A 17,632-nucleotide genomic window follows, 5' to 3' on the forward strand; every position below is an offset into this window, starting at 1 on the left:
GAAATGCAATAGGTTTAATAATACAATTACACTTTCTTAAAACTTAATTATACCAGCGCGTATATATTTTTTAACATTTAAATGACAGACCAGTTTATCTGAAATTATTTCCAACTAATTTGTTGGGAGCCTGCGGCTCTGCTGTCTTCAAGACGCGTTATGGTTGAATTTCTTACATCTACCATATAAATTCTTAATCCGCTGACTACTGCAATGTATCTACTGTCGGGAGACCAGGTTGGAGCAGAAGGCACAGTTAAATCTGTTTTTATTTGCCTGGGATTTGAACCATCAAATGCCATCGTCCACAATTCGTAATTACTTATAAATGCTATGGTATTACCATCCGGACTTACACTGGGACTGTTTACATCTGTTAGATTAGGATCTATTCGGGTGATGGAATTAAAATCCTTATCAATTAAATAAAGTCCATTGTTTCTAGATGGGGCTCCCTGAACAATCAATGAACCATCAGGTGCCCAACTTGGTGAGTAATAACTTTGATCAAGCTTGTCTGGATTACCAACGCTTAATAACAATTGTCCGGATTGAGCATCGACCACATAAGTCACTTGATTATAAGGATACCCATCGTATGCCACATATTTCTGATCAAATGAAATACGAGGTGAGTTTAAATAATTTCTGTCTTTATTGTTTGGATCCACACTCCAGGAAACAAGCGTTCTTCGATTTGCACCGTATAGGTCCGTAATCATGATTCTGCCTTGGTGATTTTCGATGGCCAGGATATCCCCATTGGCCATGATGTCCGGCTGTATTGCATTATTCATCAGCTGTTCAACATTTCCATCTTTTGCTGATATCCTAAACAATGTTCCGCCGGCCTGAGAGCCATCATTATAATAGATGGATCCTGAGAAATCACTGTCAGACGAATCATTTGAAGGGCAGCCTGTGAGTAAAAAGAACAATAGAAAAACGGAACAATATAGAAGTAGCCTGTTCATAATATAAATTTTAACTAATTAGAAAGGATAATATTTATAAAAATATTTGATCTCCGATTTTGTAATTTTAAAAATCTGATCAAACCGCAAAGAAAAAAATCAAGACCAGTAGAATAACAACACCTCTGTTCAAAATGAAATTGAACTTATGATTCAAATCGTAAAATAAGGGCTAGAAAAAAAGCAAAGCCCTTGGTAAATGTAAGTCAGTTTTATCAATTTTGGTAAATTGTCTTTATATTTATTTTAACATAGGGTTGTACACTGTGTTTCGAGCACACCAATCAATGAAATCGAAAGTTAGATTCTAAAGTTCTCGACTTTGTTTTGCCAGTGAAGCAAATTAATTCAAAGAGTCTTTTGACAATGTTAGGAGAATCATTACAATTGACAATAATCACACAGTATTTATGGGCACTTCCAATGGCCTCATTTAAAATACCTAAATTAGGAACGATCGTTTAAATAACTCCGGAATTAATATGTTGAATTTTAATTTTATTTTGAATCAAAGTTTTAGCCATCAAGACCGCAGCTTTTAATCCTATTTCTATCTGGGTGGTCCTGACATAAGCATGAGGGACAGCTTGATGATCACCAAAATGACTATCCAGGAAATAAAGATAAATTTACAACCATACCCATACATCTCATTTCCTTTGGCAGTGTTGTAGGAAAGGTAAGAACTCAAGCCCAAAAGCAATGCCGCAATCAAATACATAATGGCTTCCGATTTTGGATGATACGAATCTATAAGTGTTACCCAAAATCCTTTGAGCAGAAAAAGCATGGCCAGCGCATTGATACCTGCCATAAGTATATAAATCATTTTTAACAATGCCAACTTTATTTAAGATGAATGAAAACAACAATGTGAAAACCTATCATTCAGTATATGTCATTAAATATTTTATTATCCACCATACCAATAGCGCGTTTTAAAAAAAAGGAATCTTGTTTTGTAATAGGTGTCAAAAAAACATTTACTAAATCTTCTCTTTCATGTATTCTCTAATAATTTCAAGATATAAATCTATTTCCCGCAAATGTGTACGGAAAGAAAGTATTGCGATGCGTATCCAGTATTGCTGATGAATGGTAGTGGAAGATACAAACATCCGGCCATCTTGCACTACGTGTTCCACAAGCGCGGCATTAAAGGCATCTGCATCGCCCTGAAGTGGAACATAACGGTAAATGCACACGGACAAATCCGGATAGGAACCTACTTCAAAACCCATCTTACGAATCTCCTCATAAAAATATCTGCACAAAAGTATTTTTTCCTCCAGTGCTGCCTTGAAAGGTTCTATTCCATACAATCGCAATGGAATCCACAATCTCAGTCCCCTAAAGTGTTTGGTGAGTTCAGGAGACAAGTCGGAGGCACTGAGCTCTTCCATGGCCTGAACGGTATCCTGCATGTACGCAGCACGGTAATAATGGGCTTTGTATTGAGAGGTAGTATCTTTGATTAGGACCGCTCCCAGACCATATGATAAAAATAAGCCCTTGTGTGGGTCAATGGCAAGCGAGTCAGCTCGCTCAATTCCTAAAAATTTATTTTTAAGTGGATGTCCAAGTTCATCCTCAAGTTCTGCTAAAATAAAAAATCCCCCATAAGCTGCATCGACATGAAACCACAAATGATATTCCTCCGCCACGGTTGCCAATTCGTTAAGGGGATCTACTGCCCCGGTATCTGTAGTGCCGGCAGATCCAATGATGATAAAAGGCTCAAAACCCAATGCCAGATCTTCCTCTATCTTTTTCCTCAAATCCACCGGATCCATTCTGAAACGATCATCCATGGCCACAAATCTGGTTCTGGCCTCCCGCATCCCGCAGATCCGGATAGCCTTGTGCACACAATGGTGAACCTGGGAGGTCAGGTAGATACATTGTTTGTGGAATTCAGATGCCTTGAGTTCTCTAGCTTCGCGGGCCGTGGTGAAAGCAATGAGGTTGGCAATACTGCCACCACTGGTGAGATTACCATGTGCGGTAGCCGGAAACCCCATCAAACGACAGAGCCAACGGATAAGTTCGTTTTCAAGTTTAACGGCTCCGGGACCGCTGTAATATATTCCGGCGTATTGATTACACACCGCAGCTAAATAATCACCCAGGGCACCGGCATACAAGCCACCTCCCGGAATATAACCCAAATGCCCTCCGGACGCTGGATTGAGGCCCTGGTTCAGCATTTCCTGATCAAGTTGTCTGAGTATTCCGGGCAGGTCAAGGGTTTCTTTTTCAGGGTGCTCCAGTTTACCATGCATGCTATCAAAAGAAAAGTAAGCCTTTCGGTTCGTCAGACCATCCAAAAAGTCCTGTGCGAAATCCTGCATCACATGATCCATGGCTTCGCGGACGTTTCGGTCAGGAGACAAAGGTGCAGCCGCACTTTCGAGTTCTTTAATGTGTAATTTCAGTTGATTTTCCATAAAGTCTGCAAATTATTGAATGAACGCGCAGGAGGTTTTAATATTTGTTTAATGATTTGTAAATATCCGCCTTCTAGTAGTTTGAATTAATTAAAAATGCTTATTTTTAGACTTCGCTGCATGACAGCATAAAACCGATCTAATTTTTCCAATTTCAAATGTTGACAAAAGACCGTATAAACGAGGCATTAAAATTTCATTTTGGTTTCGAATCCTTTAAAGGCAATCAAGAGAAGATCATAGAATCTGTCCTCAATCAAAAAGATACTTTCGTTATCATGCCGACTGGTGGAGGCAAGTCCCTCTGCTATCAGCTACCTGCGCTCATGTTACCCGGCACAGCCATAATCATCTCACCCCTCATCGCGTTGATGAAAAATCAGGTGGACGCCATTCGTGGCTACGGGCAGACGGATGAGATTGCGCATTTTATGAATTCTTCCCTGAACCGATCAGAGATCAAACAGGTAAAAGAAGACATCACCAGGGCAAAAACCAAATTGCTTTATGTGGCCCCGGAGACGCTGCAAAAAGAGGAAACCATAGAATTCCTTAATTCTGTGGACCTTTCCTTTATGGCGGTTGATGAGGCCCATTGCATCTCTGAGTGGGGGCATGATTTCCGTCCGGATTACCGACGCATCAGGGACATGATCAATTCTATTGATCGCCACATTCCCATAATAGCACTGACCGCAACCGCAACGCCAAAAGTTCAGATTGATATCGTAAAGAGTCTGGAAATGAATGATCCGGACATTTATATGGAATCCTTCAACAGACCAAATCTGTATTATGAAGTAAGGCCGAAAATAAATAAGGACCAAACGATGAAACAAATCGTTCAGATCCTTAAAGCTCAGCCGGGTGAATCTGCCATCATTTATGTGCAAGCCAGAAAAACTACAGAAGAGTTGGCTCAAGTACTCCAGGTCAATGGGATTAAGGCTTCCCCATATCATGCAGGAATGGACCCAAAAGCAAGATCTCAGGTGCAAGATGACTTCCTGATGGAAGAAATCGATGTAATCTGCGCAACCATTGCCTTTGGAATGGGCATCGACAAACCGGATGTGCGGGTAGTTATTCATTATGATATTCCAAAATCTCTAGAAAATTATTATCAGGAGACCGGTCGTGCCGGCCGTGATGGTATGGTAGGCAATTGTTTTGCATTCTTCGCCAACGCAGACCTCACCAGACTGGAAAAATTCCTCAGGGACAAACCGGCTTCTGAACGGGATATGGGCGCTCAGCTCCTTGATGAAGTGGAAGCATATGTAGAAAGTTCTGTATGCAGACGAAAATTTGTACTTCACTATTTTGGGGAAGAATTTGAAGAATCCCGTTGTAAAGGAATGTGCGACAATTGTAGGCATCCTAAGCCAAAACTGGAGGTCAAAAAAGAAATGCTTCTGGCTTTAAAAACTATTCTTGCACTCAACCAGAATTTTACCATAAAACCATTGGTTGAATTTTTATGTGGTATCAATACAAAAGATATTCTTGACTACGAATTAGACCAACATGAATTGTTTGGCCAGGGAAAGGAAAGGGATAATTTGTTTTGGTTCTCATTATTCAGACAAGGTATTCTAAAAGGTTTTATCATCAAAGATGTAGAAACCTACGGGATCCTAAAGCTCAGCGAGGAAGGAAAGGAATTCATTAAAAAACCGGTAGAGGTTGAAATTTCCATCAACCATGATTACGGCAACACCACCACCTCCAGTGAAGAAGATACTGCCCCGGCACAAGGCGTGGCACTGGATCCCCAGTTATTTAATACCTTAAAGGAAATCAGACTGGATGTAGCCAAAAAACATAAAGTAAAACCATGGGTGGTATTCTTTGATCCGTCCCTGGAAGAAATGGCTACTCAATATCCTATTAGTATGGAAGACCTTTGTAAAATCTCAGGGGTGAGCAGGGGTAAAGCAGAGCGTTACGGTCAACCATTTATTGACTACATTGCCAAATATGTAGAAGAAAATGAAATTGAACGCCCGGATGATTTCCAAATTAAACAAGTAGCTGACAAGTCTAAAGCAAAAGTGGAAATTATAAAATGCATTGATAAAAAAATGCCTCTTGGAGACATTGCAAGAAATGTACAAATGAATATGGAGGAACTGATGGATGAGTTAAACATCATCGTGAGTTCCGGGACTAAGATTAACATTAATTATTACATCAAAGAGGAAGTGGACGAATCCATCTGCGAAGACATATACGACTATTTCAATACCGCAGACAGTGATTCTGCTGAAGAAGCATATAAGAGTCTGAAGGAAGATGACATTACCTTTGAAGAAATTCGACTGGTCCGTCTTAAGTTCCTTTCTGAAATGGTCAATTGATGCAAAAGCCGGGCATACTCATTATACATGGCCCTAATCTGAATATGCTAGGTGTCCGTCAACCTGAAATTTATGGAAAAGTATCTTTTGAAACATATTTGGAGGAATTGCATGCTTCATTTGATGAGGTGAGCTTGGGATATTATCAAAGCAACCATGAAGGTGATCTCATTGATTGCATCCAGGAATCTCCATCATCATACAGAGGCATCATCATAAATCCAGGTGCATACACACATACTTCCGTGGCCATAAGAGATGCTTTAACCTGCATCCAGATTCCGGTCATTGAAGTTCATTTAAGTAATATTTATGCGCGTGAAGAGTTTCGCCGCGTTTCACTGATCAAGGATGTTTGTGTGAGTTCTTTTGTTGGATTTGGTATGCAAGGGTACAAGATGGCCATAGAAAGAATGATGGAATTTATCAAAGCAGGTTTTTAAAGCTTGGGTATCGATTGGAATTCTATTCAAAAGAAAGATTTGGCTTAATTTTATGGAGATTAAGTAGAATTTGGACATCTTAAATAGCTTGATTGAAAGCTTCCGATACTTCAATTAGTTATCGATTGAGAAATACAAATCGGCCTTTGTCATTTTAGCTTAAATGGATCTAATAAGCGTTAAAAACAAAATACTGTTTGAGCTCGCTTGCAGATAAGCTAATGAATTGATTACATTAAGACCTAGAACAATTAAGGCTGCTTATGGCGAGTTTATTATGCTTAGCTTTTTACATTCGATTTAGCGTTAAGAAATGAAAACAGCCTTGATTTTTTTTTGGTTCTTTATTGATCAAGACAAAAAAGAGCAATAACAATGGAATGGAATTTAGTATAACTCTAGTGAATTACTAGTTAAATAAAACCAGTTTCTCTCCAAATTTTTAACTTGACTCATAACATATCCTATTTTACCCCAAAAAAAACAGGAGGCTTCTTTTGGAAGCCCCCCGTTACATTTTGAATGTTCCAAAAAATTACTTCGCAGGATTAGTTCCTTTAACCGGTGCAGCTCCTTGTGTAGTTGGTCTTCTTTTAGTATCTACACTTGTTGGTTTAGTTGCAGGGGTAGGACGCTTTGGCGTTGAAGATGAAGCATTTGGTTTTGCACCGGCAGATTTTCTGGTACCATCGGCAGATTTTGTATCAGTTCCCTGAGTGGTAGCATCTGTACTGCTGGATGTTTTGGTAGTTGTAGTAGTTGCAGCAGGTTTAGCATCCGTAGATTTTCCGGAAACGTCTGTAGATTTTGTCTCTGTACCTTGAGGTGCAGCGGCTGGTCCACCAGATCTGTCTGGTCTTGGAGTTTGTGCGTTGATCATTGCATTGAAGGCCATAAAAGCGCCGAACAGTAAAAAGAAGTTTTTCATTTTATAAAAAATTTAATGGTTTAAAAATTATCGTTTACCTATCATAGTGTTTCCTTTTGATAAAAGGTTATCAGAATAATAGTGGAAAAACAAAAAATTTTTTCTCTTAACTTTACTTATGACAGCAAATCAAATTAGTCACCCAGATTAGTTAGCTTTTTCAATTTTAAATTACGATTATTATTAAGCGAATTCCAGTTGAACCTTAATCGCTTTCTTAAAAAAAATTATTTGGGTTGTCTGGAAAAAATGAACCTGGAACTCTTGCGGAAATCTTTTTGAATCAGTATCTACTTTGTACAGTTATTGCATAATATCCTTGTAAAAAGCCAAAAAAAATAGGGGGCCTACAATTGTAAGCCCCCTATTGAATCTTAAGATATTCCGAAAATTACTTCGTTGGGTTAGGCCCTTTAACAGGCGCTCCTCTTTGAGTAGTTGGTTTTCTTTTACAAGCAGCAGTACATACGTGGCCTTTTTCTCCATGAGCTAAAACGTGATTTCCGCCTTTGCAAGCAGCAGTACACTTATGGTCTCTGATGTTTCCATCCGTAGCAGCAGTTCCATCACCTCCAGCAGCAGGCTTTGTAGCAGAAGAAGTTGCACCAGGCTTAGTTGATGTAGTTGTAGCAGCTGGTTTTGTGCTCGTAGATTTTCCAGAAGCATCTGTTGGCTTAGCTTCAGTTGCTGTAGGAGCAGCCGCAGGTCCACCGGATCTGTCTGGTCTTGGAGTTTGAGCATTAACCATGGCATTAAAAGCCAAACAAGCTCCGAACATTAAAAGGAATTTTTTCATTTAAATAAATTTAATGGTTTAAAAAAGATGTGCATTACCTATCAAAGTTACAGTATTCTGTAAAAGGTTATCTATATTTTTCGTTAAAATAAGCTTTCTTTAATTTTTTTCGTTTCCCCCCTTCAGCTTCCATGGCAGAACCCACTACCACAGGGTTGTTTTACGGATTTCCTCAAGGTAGTCATATATGCACTGAAGTCCGAGCGTTCCGGCACGATTGTAATCCATTACCTTCACTACCCTGCCATCATCGAAACTGATCATCAATGTGTTTACATGATCTTCCGTAGGTTCGCCAAATTTCATTTCATTTTTTGGGATGTGAAGATATTTTAACCTCAGCAACAAATTACGAAATAGATCCGGGTCACATTGTGCTTTGAAAATCCCTTCTTCAAGTTCCGTATTCTTGATGTTCTGCAGAATCATTCCCCCAACACTGTCAATTTTAAGCTTAAAGTCCGCACAACCCCCAAACTGACAATAGGAATGCATCTGTATAAACCTTAATCCCGATAGATTGGGTGCGGAAGTATATTCTACCAAGCGGTCAAATTTATAAATCAAAGTATCTTTTCGGAGAAAGCCCAAAGAGTAGTAAGTATTAAAATTCTTCGGAAACCTAACTTCATTGCCATTTTTCATAGTAACAGTTTGTTCCGAGGCATATTGTTTATATACAATAAGCGGCCCATCCTTGGTCTCTTCAATAAATGGAATATTCAGATCTCCACTGACTTTAGTGGGACTCACGGATACCAATTCATAAACGCCTGCGTCTTCCTTGGCTATGATCAAATAACTCTCATTTGTCTTTCTCTTGTAACCCTGCACGAATAAGTCCAGCAATCCGTCGTCATTAAAATCTGCTACAAACCAGGGTGAATATTCAATGGAATCCAGATACAATTGCTGATCCTCGTTTTTCACTTTGACGCCAAGATTAAAACTTTTTAAATCAGAAAAGTTTTTTTCCAAAAAAATCTTGACTTCCTTTTCTAAGGTAAAATCTTCAAACTCCTGGGCACCCATACACCCAAAGCACAAAGCAAACAATAAAGTCCAAAAGAACTTAATCATATTCAACCTGACTATCGGATCAGCGAAAAGACACCTTTTTGTGTACGTACCTGATTGTTTAAATAAAAGATCGTCAAAGTGTATAGGTAGGATTCCATCGGAGCAGGATTGCCGTCTATATTTCCGTCCCAGGTTGCAGCGGGATTGGTGGTGGAAAACACTTTCTTACCCCACCGGTTATAAATATCAAATTCTACACTTCTGATCTTGTTGAGATTGTTGTCTTTGTAAACCGGATTAAAATCTTTATTGATTAATGTTTCACTGCCGGGAGCAAAGACATTTGGAAAATCTACACATGGTAATTCCTCAATATTATATGTAAGGCTCGCTGCCTCATCACAATAAGAAGAGGTAATGGTTAAGGCAATATTTGGGATCGTGATTAATGTATCGTATGTAGTGTTGGGAATTTTAGTATCGGGATCAGGTGACCATAGATATTTCACAAACGGGTTCTGAAAATCGAGATTTGCATACTTTACGGGGATGGCAAGAATTGTATTGGAATCTCCCACACAACCCATAACTTTTGTAGCACCCTGCTTAAAGTCATAGTAAGTGCAACTTCTTTTTAATTCAAGGTCAAACATTTTTGGAAAAATGGATGAATTGTTATTCACCATAGGTAAGCTGATGAATTTTAGACCGGTGAAGGTGTCTTGTTCAAATTTTTCTACAATGGTTCTGGCAATAATTTCCATGTCCTCCGAGGTACATTTCGCATCATTTATTTTTAGATCGGTCGCCAACTTTGCATTGAAAAATCGCAGTGTGTCTGTAAAGTTGCCGGTCATGATTACATTTTCTTCAATCTCTGAATAGTCAATTGCGAGGTTTGACACCTTATCGGCGGTGATGCTTTTTAACAATGAATTATTGGCAGTATTTGCCAATCTGGAATCATACTTTGCCCCTGCCGGAGAAGAAAGATTTCCATTTACCTGATGTGCAAATGAAGTTAAAAATTGTCGCTGATTTCCTCCTCTTGGCCTGTAACTTACCACGCGCGGTTCAAGACTTGGATCATAGGGATAAGCCAGGGTAGTCTGCTCCTCAATGACCCCTTCCTGATCCAATTCCACCAAGCAAAGATTGTTGGCTGAGGATAATGTAAAATAGTTTCCTGCTAAAACAACACTTGAATTTCCGGTCACAATTCCTCGGTCAATATGTACAAACTGGCTATCCAGATGATAGGTGAACAGCACATTGAAACCTGGATCTATGCCCGCCACCACATTACTGTCCAGAGCAAGAAAAATCTGATTGTTGTTGAACACGTGTACATCGCGAATTAAATGTGCAGAATCCAGTTTGCTGAGCAATTGTTGGGAAAAGTTTTGATCGGTTCGGATCAAGTATCCGCTGAGATCAGAAGAATCTGGTCCAGCATTAAAACTTATATATCGTGCTTGCAAATCATTTGTGGCATGTACCACCGGATTAAGATAGACTTTCTGATTCGGAATCGAAATCGTTGTGGACAATAAAACACTTCCTGTGAATGGATGGATTTCAAGCAAGTGAATACCTGACTCTGCGCCTTTGGTAAATACTTCTGCCAACAAAATAGTGTCTGACTGGCTTCCGCCCGGAAATCGTGTGGTATTCATGGCAAACAAATCAAAAGTATCTATTTTGAATTTTTTGGTATATACCTTTTTGCCGCAATAGTTGTATTTGATCAATTGTATGGTTGAGTCAGGGGCATTGGCTAAAGTAATCCAGCCTGCATCGGAGGTGGAGTGTACGTTCAAAGCTTTTAGAGGCAAACTGTCTTTCACATCAAAAAACTGCAAAGGCTGGGCAGCCAGATCCAAAGAAAAAATAATAGCCATGAAGGGAATCCAAAGTAAAAGCCTGAAATTTGCCATGTCTTGTAAGAATGATTTATTTAACTTGACGCAAAGTTAAGCAGAATGGACTTCCTAATCTGTTAAAAATGCGTCAAAAATTAAGTCCGAAAATAATATACGATAAATTTAATATACATAATTAAAACAAAATGAATAGTATTATATATTATTTAAATAATATATTTATATTAATATGTTTTTCAACGTCGCTCTCCGCCCAGACCGGATGGAATATGCAAGTCCGCGCGCTGATCAAACCGCCTGAAAATTGCAGCAGTATTTGGGGGCATACGACAGGGAATGGAAAGGAATTGGCATTGCTTGGAACAGCAGAAGGGGTCAGAATATATGACCTATCTCAACCGGATCAACCCATCGAAATTGTGTTTATCCAAGGCAACCCTTGCCTGTGGCGTGAGTTGAAGACTTCCGGGGACTTCGCTTACGTGTCCAGTGAATGTGACGATGGTTTGCTGATCATTGATTTGCGTAATCCTGATTCTATTCAGCATAAATTCGTTTTTGACTTTCTAAACGCAGAAGGAGACAGTTTTCGGATAACCAATGCACATACTTTGTATGTGGATGAAAAGGGTTATATTTATTTGAGCGGGACAAGGGAGACCGGTTCTAGTTTTGCCATACTTGATCCTTCCATGAATCCCTGGCAGCCCCTCATGGTTTTTAGTCAAAATGGAGATTATATGCATGAAGTCCATGTTTGGGAAGATGTGCTATATGGCGCTGAATTATTTAATGGGGTATTTAGCATCTGGGATATTAAAGACCGAAAAGCACCCAAAAGATTAGCAGACCAAAGAACGGCCTTCACCTTTGCGCATTCTGTCTGGCTGGATCAGAAACAAAAGATTTTGTACACCGCGGATGAAACAAATGGCGCATTGGTAGAAGCATGGGATGTTTCGGATCCATACTTTATTCGTAAAATGGACCAATTCAGAGTGGGATTTGGTGCAGACCCTTATCACATTCCTCACAATGTGTTCCACCATCAGGATCACTTGTACATCAGTTGGTATACGGAAGGTGTTCGGGTGCTCGACACCAGAAAACCCGATAATCTTGTGGAAGTAGGTTTTTTTGATACTTACCCTGGAAAGTTGAGTGGGTTTCATGGATGCTGGAGTGTATATCCGTTTTTCAAATCAGGTCTGATCATCGCATCTGACATCGAAACCGGAATGTTTGTAATGGAATTCAATGGAAGCAGGGCAGCTTACCTGGCTGGTAAGATTACTGACTCCGCAAATAAGCTTCCCATATACGATGCAAACATCACCCTTAAATCCATCAATGGCCCAAATGACATCCGATCTAATTCTGATCTGAAGGGAAATTATAAAATGGGATCCGGAAACAATGGAACGCATGAAATAACTGTCCGCAAATCGGGATATCGTGTTTTTAAGAAAAATATAAATCTCTTTACGGACAGTTTGCTTACTTATGATATTTCATTGGAAGAATTGCCAAAAGCTAATTTAAAAATAGTTTTAAAAGATGCTCAATCCGGACTTGCTGTTTCAGATGCAGAAGTTCAAATTTGGAATGAAGGTTTGAGCTATTCTGCAAAAACAAATAACGATGGCGTCTGCGAGCTGGACCAGATCTACCATGGAAATTATGTGATGCTCTGCGGAAAATGGTCCTATCTACATAAAGGGGACAGCAACTTGGTTATTTCCGGTGATCTGGAATTGAATTTTGTATTAACCAGGGGATTTGAAGACCAGTTTGTATTGCATCACGACTGGAAAATAATTTCTGAGGACAGCATAGTGAGTTGGCAATATGGAAATCTGACTGAATTATTTCCACCTCCTTCCAACTACCCTTCCAAAGACATCAGCGGAGATTTTGGAGATCAATGCATTTATACCAATAATTTTGGTGACACCGATTCAAAATACAGACTCAATGGTCATCTGTACCTGATGTCTCCTCCAATGAATCTGAATAACTATGATGAAATTCAATTGTCTTATTTTCCCTGGGCTTATGGTGGATGGGACGATGCCATCATGGAATGTTATCTTCAGATGGATGACGAAAAAATATTCCTGGAAAATATTCCACTCAATTTGAAAGGAAATTTCAATCCGAAAACAGATCGAAAAATTAATGTGAAAGGAATTCAAAGAGACTCCGTTCGATTTGTATTTCATCTATGGAATAATCCGGATTCATCGATTTATGCCATCTCCCTAAAAGCTGCTCTGGATGGATTGAAACTAACAGGCACCATTCCAAACAAAACCAAATTCACCACAGAAGGATCCCTGAAAGTTTTTCCAAATCCATTCTACCAAACTCTTTCCTTACAAAATAATTTTGATCAAAAGATTACCATAAAATTATATTCTGCTTCAGGAAAACCTCTGGACCAGCTAAGTCTAATTCCGGGTGAAACTAAAATTCATACTTCCGAAAAATTTTCTTCTGCTTTAATTTTTTATCAGGTCGGTAGCGAGGATGGAAAAATTATTTCAAGTGGAAAAATATTTCAAATAAATTAATGGGTGCCTTTTATCATGTATATCCTCACAGCACATGAGTAATTTTGACTTTGTGGTCATCGGTGGCGGTGCAGCCGGATTTTTTGCAGCCATCCAATTTGCAGAAATGAGACCGTCATCTAGCATTGCGATTCTGGAAGCGGGTGTGGAATCTTTGTCCAAAGTGCGCATATCCGGTGGCGGCAGATGCAATGTAACCCATGCATGTTACGATCCGAAAGAATTGGTCAAATTTTATCCTCGCGGCAACAAAGAACTTCTTGGCCCATTTTACCATTTTGGTCCTCAGAACATCGTGGATTGGTTTGACGCACACGGAGTGTCTTTGAAGACAGAAAGTGATGGCAGAATGTTTCCGGCAAGCAACAAATCACAAAGCATTACAGATTGTTTTGAACATTGCATCAAAAAGTATGGGATTAAACTTTTCTTAAAAACACGTGCGCAAGATATTAAATGGGTGGAAGAGGATGAATGTTGGCAGATCATTACAGATCCGGAAATATTTCAAACAAGATTCTTGCTGATATCCAGCGGCAGCGACCAACGTACTTGGGAAATTCTGAAAAGGATAGGACATACGCTGATCCAACCTGTTCCTTCCCTCTTCACTTTTAAAATTAAAGACGAAGTTCTTCACGCGCTGGCCGGCCTCAGTGTCCCTAAGGCAAGCGTTAAAATATTGCATACCAAATTCTCTGAAGAAGGCCCTGTGCTGATCACCCATTGGGGACTGAGTGGTCCAGGAATTTTAAAACTTTCTGCCTGGGCAGCCAGAGAATTATTTGAACGCAATTACGAATTCTCCATTTCGGTAAATTGGATTCATTCGGTGGAAAACATCGCTCAGGAATCTCTCCTGAATTTCAAAAACAATCATCCAAAAAAAATAGTCTGCGCCCATGGCTTATTCGATATTCCAATGCGCTTATGGAAATATTTTTGCACAAAAGCGGGAATTTCAGAAACCAGAATTTGGGCCGACATGCACCTCAAAGAAATTACTTCACTGAGCAAAATACTTTGCCATCAGATTTTTGAAATCAAAGGAAAAACCACCTTTAAAGAAGAATTTGTTACCGCCGGTGGTGTAGCCTTACAGGAAATAAATTTCAAAACTTTTGAAAGCAAGAAATGTAATAATCTGTTTCTCGCCGGAGAAGTGTTGAACATCGATGCACTCACTGGCGGATTTAATTTTCAGGCAGCATGGACGGGTGCCGCAATCGCTGCGGAGGAAATGGGGAAGAGAATGAGAAAATTTGAAAATGAGTTAATGAGTTAATTTGCAAATTGCTAATTGGTTGTTTGATGCTTACCAGCATCAAACTTATGTGAAGCAAAAATAGCACTCGCAAAAAACCATGGTTGTTTGACACTTCCCAGCGTCAAACTTATGTGAAGCAAAAATAGTACTCACAAAACACCAGGTAGTTAATTTGAAAATGAGCTAATGAGTTAATGTACTAACGGGTTAAAAGGGATTCTCTATTAACTGTTGGTCAAATAAAGATAATTCGCTTGATCGGCATTAAAATATTTATGCAAAGCTGCTTGTAAATCTTCTTTGGTTAGGGATCGGTAATGCTCCAATTCATTGAGGACAAGGTTAATGTCTCCGAGCCATTCCGCATAAGAATAATTCAGTGCCTGATTCACCACGCCCACCTGTGAGAAAAGATAGGCACTTTCGTTTTTATTCATGTATTTCTGCCAATCGTGTTCACTGACTGAATGTGCTTTCAATTGTTCTATGATTTCCCAGAATGCAGTCTCTCCATCACTGACTTTAACACCGGGGCGAAGTTTTCCCTCCAGAAGAACTATTCCTGGATCCGTGGTAGAGCTTAGGTAGCAATCAATATTGGAGAATAGCATTTTTTCTTTTCGGAGTTTGCTGTACAGCAAGGAAGATCTTCCTTCAGAAAGAATATCTGTCAAAAAATCAAGCGCATAAAATTCCTTCGTATTCCTTCCACTTGCATGCATGGCAATGTATAGGGCTTCTTCCGGATACTCTCCGGGAACGGTCCGCATTCTTTTTTGAATTTGTGGTGGTTCCTGAGGATATATATTTTGATTTTTAATTCCGGCAGCAATGCCACCAAAATGTCTGTTCACCAACATTTCCACTTCGTCTGGCCGAACGTTGCCACTTACTACCAATATGGCATTGGATGGATGATAATATTTGTGATAAAATTCCTCTGCATCCTTAAATTCCAATCCGGCGATCTCCTCCTGATTTCTTCCGATCACCGGCCATCTGTAAGGATGAACCTCGTAGGACATCGCCATCAGGTAATGAGAAAATAAACCATAAGGATTGTTAAGGTAATGCTCTGAAAATTCCTCAATCACCACTCGCTGCTGTATCCCAAATTCCTTTCTTTTAATTTTGAATCCATTCATGCGGTGTGCTTCCAACTGCAGCATCAACTCCAGTTGTGAGGTAGGGGCAATATTGTAATATTGCGTGGTGTCTGGTGTGGTAAATGCATTACTTTCTCCACCTGCATTTTGCATGATTTCATCAAAATCCACCTCTTTACCACAATTGGAAAACATCAAGTGTTCAAACAAATGTGCCAGGCCAGTTTTATCCTCTTTTTCATCTCTGGAACCAACACGATACAAAATGCAAACACAAGCCATCATGGTGGTACTGTCCGGCACTACAACGAGTGTTAACCCATTGGCCAAGAGTGTGCGGTGATATGGTAGTGTCTGTCCGATAATGTGTTGGATCAAAGATTTCCTACCATTTCTTCCGGTTTAACCCAGTTGTCAAAATCTTCTGCACTCAGATATCCAAGGTCGAGTGCGGTTTGTTTCAAAGTCTTTCCGGACTTGTGTGCGGTCTGTGCAATCTCTGCTGCTTTATAATAACCAATCTTGGTATTCAGCGCCGTCACCAACATAAGTGAATTATCGAGATTGGATTTTATATTATCGTACAACGGCTCGATGCCAATGGCACATTTATCATTAAAGGATACACACACTTCTCCGATCAATCGTGCACTATGCAGAAAATTATAAATCATCATCGGTTTGAACACATTTAGTTCAAAATGACCGGTTGCGCCACCTATGTTGATCGCAACGTCATTTCCCAATACTTGCGCAGCGACCATGGTCATGGCTTCGCACTGCGTTGGATTTACTTTCCCGGGCATGATGGAAGATCCAGGCTCATTGTCCGGAATGTAAATTTCACCAATGCCGCATCTTGGTCCGGATGCTAGAAGTCTGATGTCATTGGCAATTTTCATCATGCTGCAAGCGACGGTTTTTAAAGCCCCGTGCGTTTCGACAATGGCATCGTGTGCTGCAAGAGCTTCAAATTTATTTGGGGCGGTTACAAATGGCAATCCTGTAAGTGCAGCGATGTGTTTGGCCACGTTTTCGGAGTATGCAGGAGGGGTATTGATTCCGGTTCCGACAGCAGTTCCGCCCAATGCCAACTCTGCCAGATGAGGCATGGTATTTTCAATGGCACGAATGCCGTGTGTCAATTGTGCAACATACCCGGATAATTCCTGACCCAGGGTTAATGGCGTAGCATCCATGAGATGCGTTCGGCCAATTTTCACAACCGTCCAAAATGCTTTGGATTTTTCCTGCAGGGTATCGCGCAATTTTTTAATCCCCGGCAGTGTGCAATCTACCAGCATTTTGTAGGCGGCAATGTGCATTGCTGTCGGAAAAGTATCATTGGAAGACTGTGACTTGTTTACATCGTCATTTGGATGGACAGATTTTTTTTCATCTATCAGTGCTCCACCATTTATCACATGCGCCCTGTAGGCGATCACCTCATTTACATTCATATTGGATTGCGTTCCTGAACCGGTTTGCCAGACTACCAATGGAAACTGATCGTCCAACCTTCCCTCCAATATTTCATCGCAAACTGCGGAAATGAGATTTAAAGTAGATTGAGGTAGAACCCCTGCTTCAAAATTCGTAATGGCTGCGGCTTTTTTAAGATAGGCAAAGGCCCGGATGATTTCGATCGGCATTTTATTCGTTTCCCTGGCAATCTTAAAATTGTCAATGGAGCGTTGAGTCTGTGCGCCCCAATAAACGTGGGAAGGCACTTGTACCAAACCCATCGTATCTTTTTCTGTTCTGAAAGACATGGTATTCAAATTTGCTGCAAATGTAATAAAAGCCCGATAGGATCAAGCCCTTATATAATCAAC

The 17,632-nt window shown here is 39.9% G+C and carries 13 protein-coding genes; 4 read left to right on the plus strand and 9 right to left on the minus strand.

Going from position 1 to position 17,632, the window contains the following annotated elements; genetic code table 11:
* Positions 1-104 precede the first annotated feature (104 nt).
* The 3 genes from IPJ83_15530 to IPJ83_15540 all read right to left on the minus strand — a co-directional run bounded on the left by IPJ83_15530 (position 105) and on the right by IPJ83_15540 (position 3,337).
* Entirely contained in the window at positions 105-974 is an 870-nt protein-coding gene (locus IPJ83_15530) for a PD40 domain-containing protein (protein ID MBK7881949.1), read from the minus strand.
* A gap of 550 nt (positions 975-1,524) precedes the next feature.
* Positions 1,525-1,803 (minus strand): hypothetical protein, encoded by a 279-nt coding sequence (locus tag IPJ83_15535; protein MBK7881950.1) that lies wholly within the window; start codon positions 1,801-1,803, stop codon positions 1,525-1,527.
* Between the two features lie 157 nt (positions 1,804-1,960).
* Complete coding sequence (locus IPJ83_15540) at positions 1,961-3,337, minus strand: aminotransferase class I/II-fold pyridoxal phosphate-dependent enzyme (GenBank protein MBK7881951.1); 1,377 nt, start codon at positions 3,335-3,337, stop codon at positions 1,961-1,963.
* Positions 3,338-3,579: 242 nt separating this feature from the next.
* On the opposite strand from IPJ83_15540, the gene IPJ83_15545 reads away from it, so the two are divergent.
* Positions 3,580-5,781, plus strand: coding sequence for an ATP-dependent DNA helicase RecQ (locus tag IPJ83_15545; GenBank protein ID MBK7881952.1), 2,202 nt, complete (start codon positions 3,580-3,582; stop codon positions 5,779-5,781).
* Positions 5,781-6,224: a type II 3-dehydroquinate dehydratase gene (gene aroQ, locus IPJ83_15550; protein MBK7881953.1), complete on the plus strand. Its 444-nt coding sequence runs from the start codon at positions 5,781-5,783 to the stop codon at positions 6,222-6,224. Before IPJ83_15545 ends, aroQ begins: the two co-directional genes overlap by 1 nt.
* A gap of 535 nt (positions 6,225-6,759) precedes the next feature.
* Here the strand turns inward: aroQ and IPJ83_15555 are convergent.
* The 4 genes from IPJ83_15555 to IPJ83_15570 form a co-directional block, all read right to left on the minus strand.
* Positions 6,760-7,152: a hypothetical protein gene (locus IPJ83_15555; GenBank protein ID MBK7881954.1), complete on the minus strand. Its 393-nt coding sequence runs from the start codon at positions 7,150-7,152 to the stop codon at positions 6,760-6,762.
* Positions 7,153-7,543: 391 nt separating this feature from the next.
* Positions 7,544-7,948 carry a hypothetical protein gene (locus IPJ83_15560; protein MBK7881955.1) on the minus strand — a complete coding sequence of 135 codons (405 nt, stop codon included), beginning with the start codon at positions 7,946-7,948 and terminating at the stop codon, positions 7,544-7,546.
* Between the two features lie 144 nt (positions 7,949-8,092).
* Positions 8,093-9,028, minus strand: a complete 936-nt coding sequence (locus tag IPJ83_15565; protein MBK7881956.1) for a hypothetical protein — start codon at positions 9,026-9,028, stop codon at positions 8,093-8,095.
* An 11-nt stretch (positions 9,029-9,039) separates the two neighbouring features.
* Entirely contained in the window at positions 9,040-10,905 is a 1,866-nt protein-coding gene (locus IPJ83_15570) for a gliding motility-associated C-terminal domain-containing protein (protein MBK7881957.1), read from the minus strand.
* A 131-nt stretch (positions 10,906-11,036) separates the two neighbouring features.
* Between IPJ83_15570 and IPJ83_15575 the strand changes: the two genes are divergently transcribed.
* Together IPJ83_15575 and IPJ83_15580 are read left to right on the plus strand one after the other, a co-directional pair.
* The gene (locus IPJ83_15575) at positions 11,037-13,424 is read left to right on the plus strand and encodes a choice-of-anchor B family protein (protein ID MBK7881958.1); all 2,388 of its coding nucleotides are present in this window, start codon (positions 11,037-11,039) and stop codon (positions 13,422-13,424) included.
* A gap of 34 nt (positions 13,425-13,458) precedes the next feature.
* Complete coding sequence (locus IPJ83_15580) at positions 13,459-14,709, plus strand: aminoacetone oxidase family FAD-binding enzyme (protein ID MBK7881959.1); 1,251 nt, start codon at positions 13,459-13,461, stop codon at positions 14,707-14,709.
* Positions 14,710-14,915: 206 nt separating this feature from the next.
* Here the strand turns inward: IPJ83_15580 and IPJ83_15585 are convergent, their stop codons facing one another.
* Together IPJ83_15585 and fumC are read right to left on the minus strand one after the other, a co-directional pair.
* Complete coding sequence (locus IPJ83_15585; protein ID MBK7881960.1) at positions 14,916-16,175, minus strand: insulinase family protein; 1,260 nt, start codon at positions 16,173-16,175, stop codon at positions 14,916-14,918.
* Positions 16,172-17,569 carry a class II fumarate hydratase gene (gene fumC, locus IPJ83_15590; GenBank protein ID MBK7881961.1) on the minus strand — a complete coding sequence of 466 codons (1,398 nt, stop codon included), beginning with the start codon at positions 17,567-17,569 and terminating at the stop codon, positions 16,172-16,174. Before fumC ends, IPJ83_15585 begins: the two co-directional genes overlap by 4 nt.
* Positions 17,570-17,632 lie beyond the last annotated feature (63 nt).

Source organism: Candidatus Vicinibacter proximus (assembly GCA_016713905.1).
In the GTDB taxonomy this organism is placed as follows: domain Bacteria; phylum Bacteroidota; class Bacteroidia; order Chitinophagales; family Saprospiraceae; genus Vicinibacter; species Vicinibacter proximus.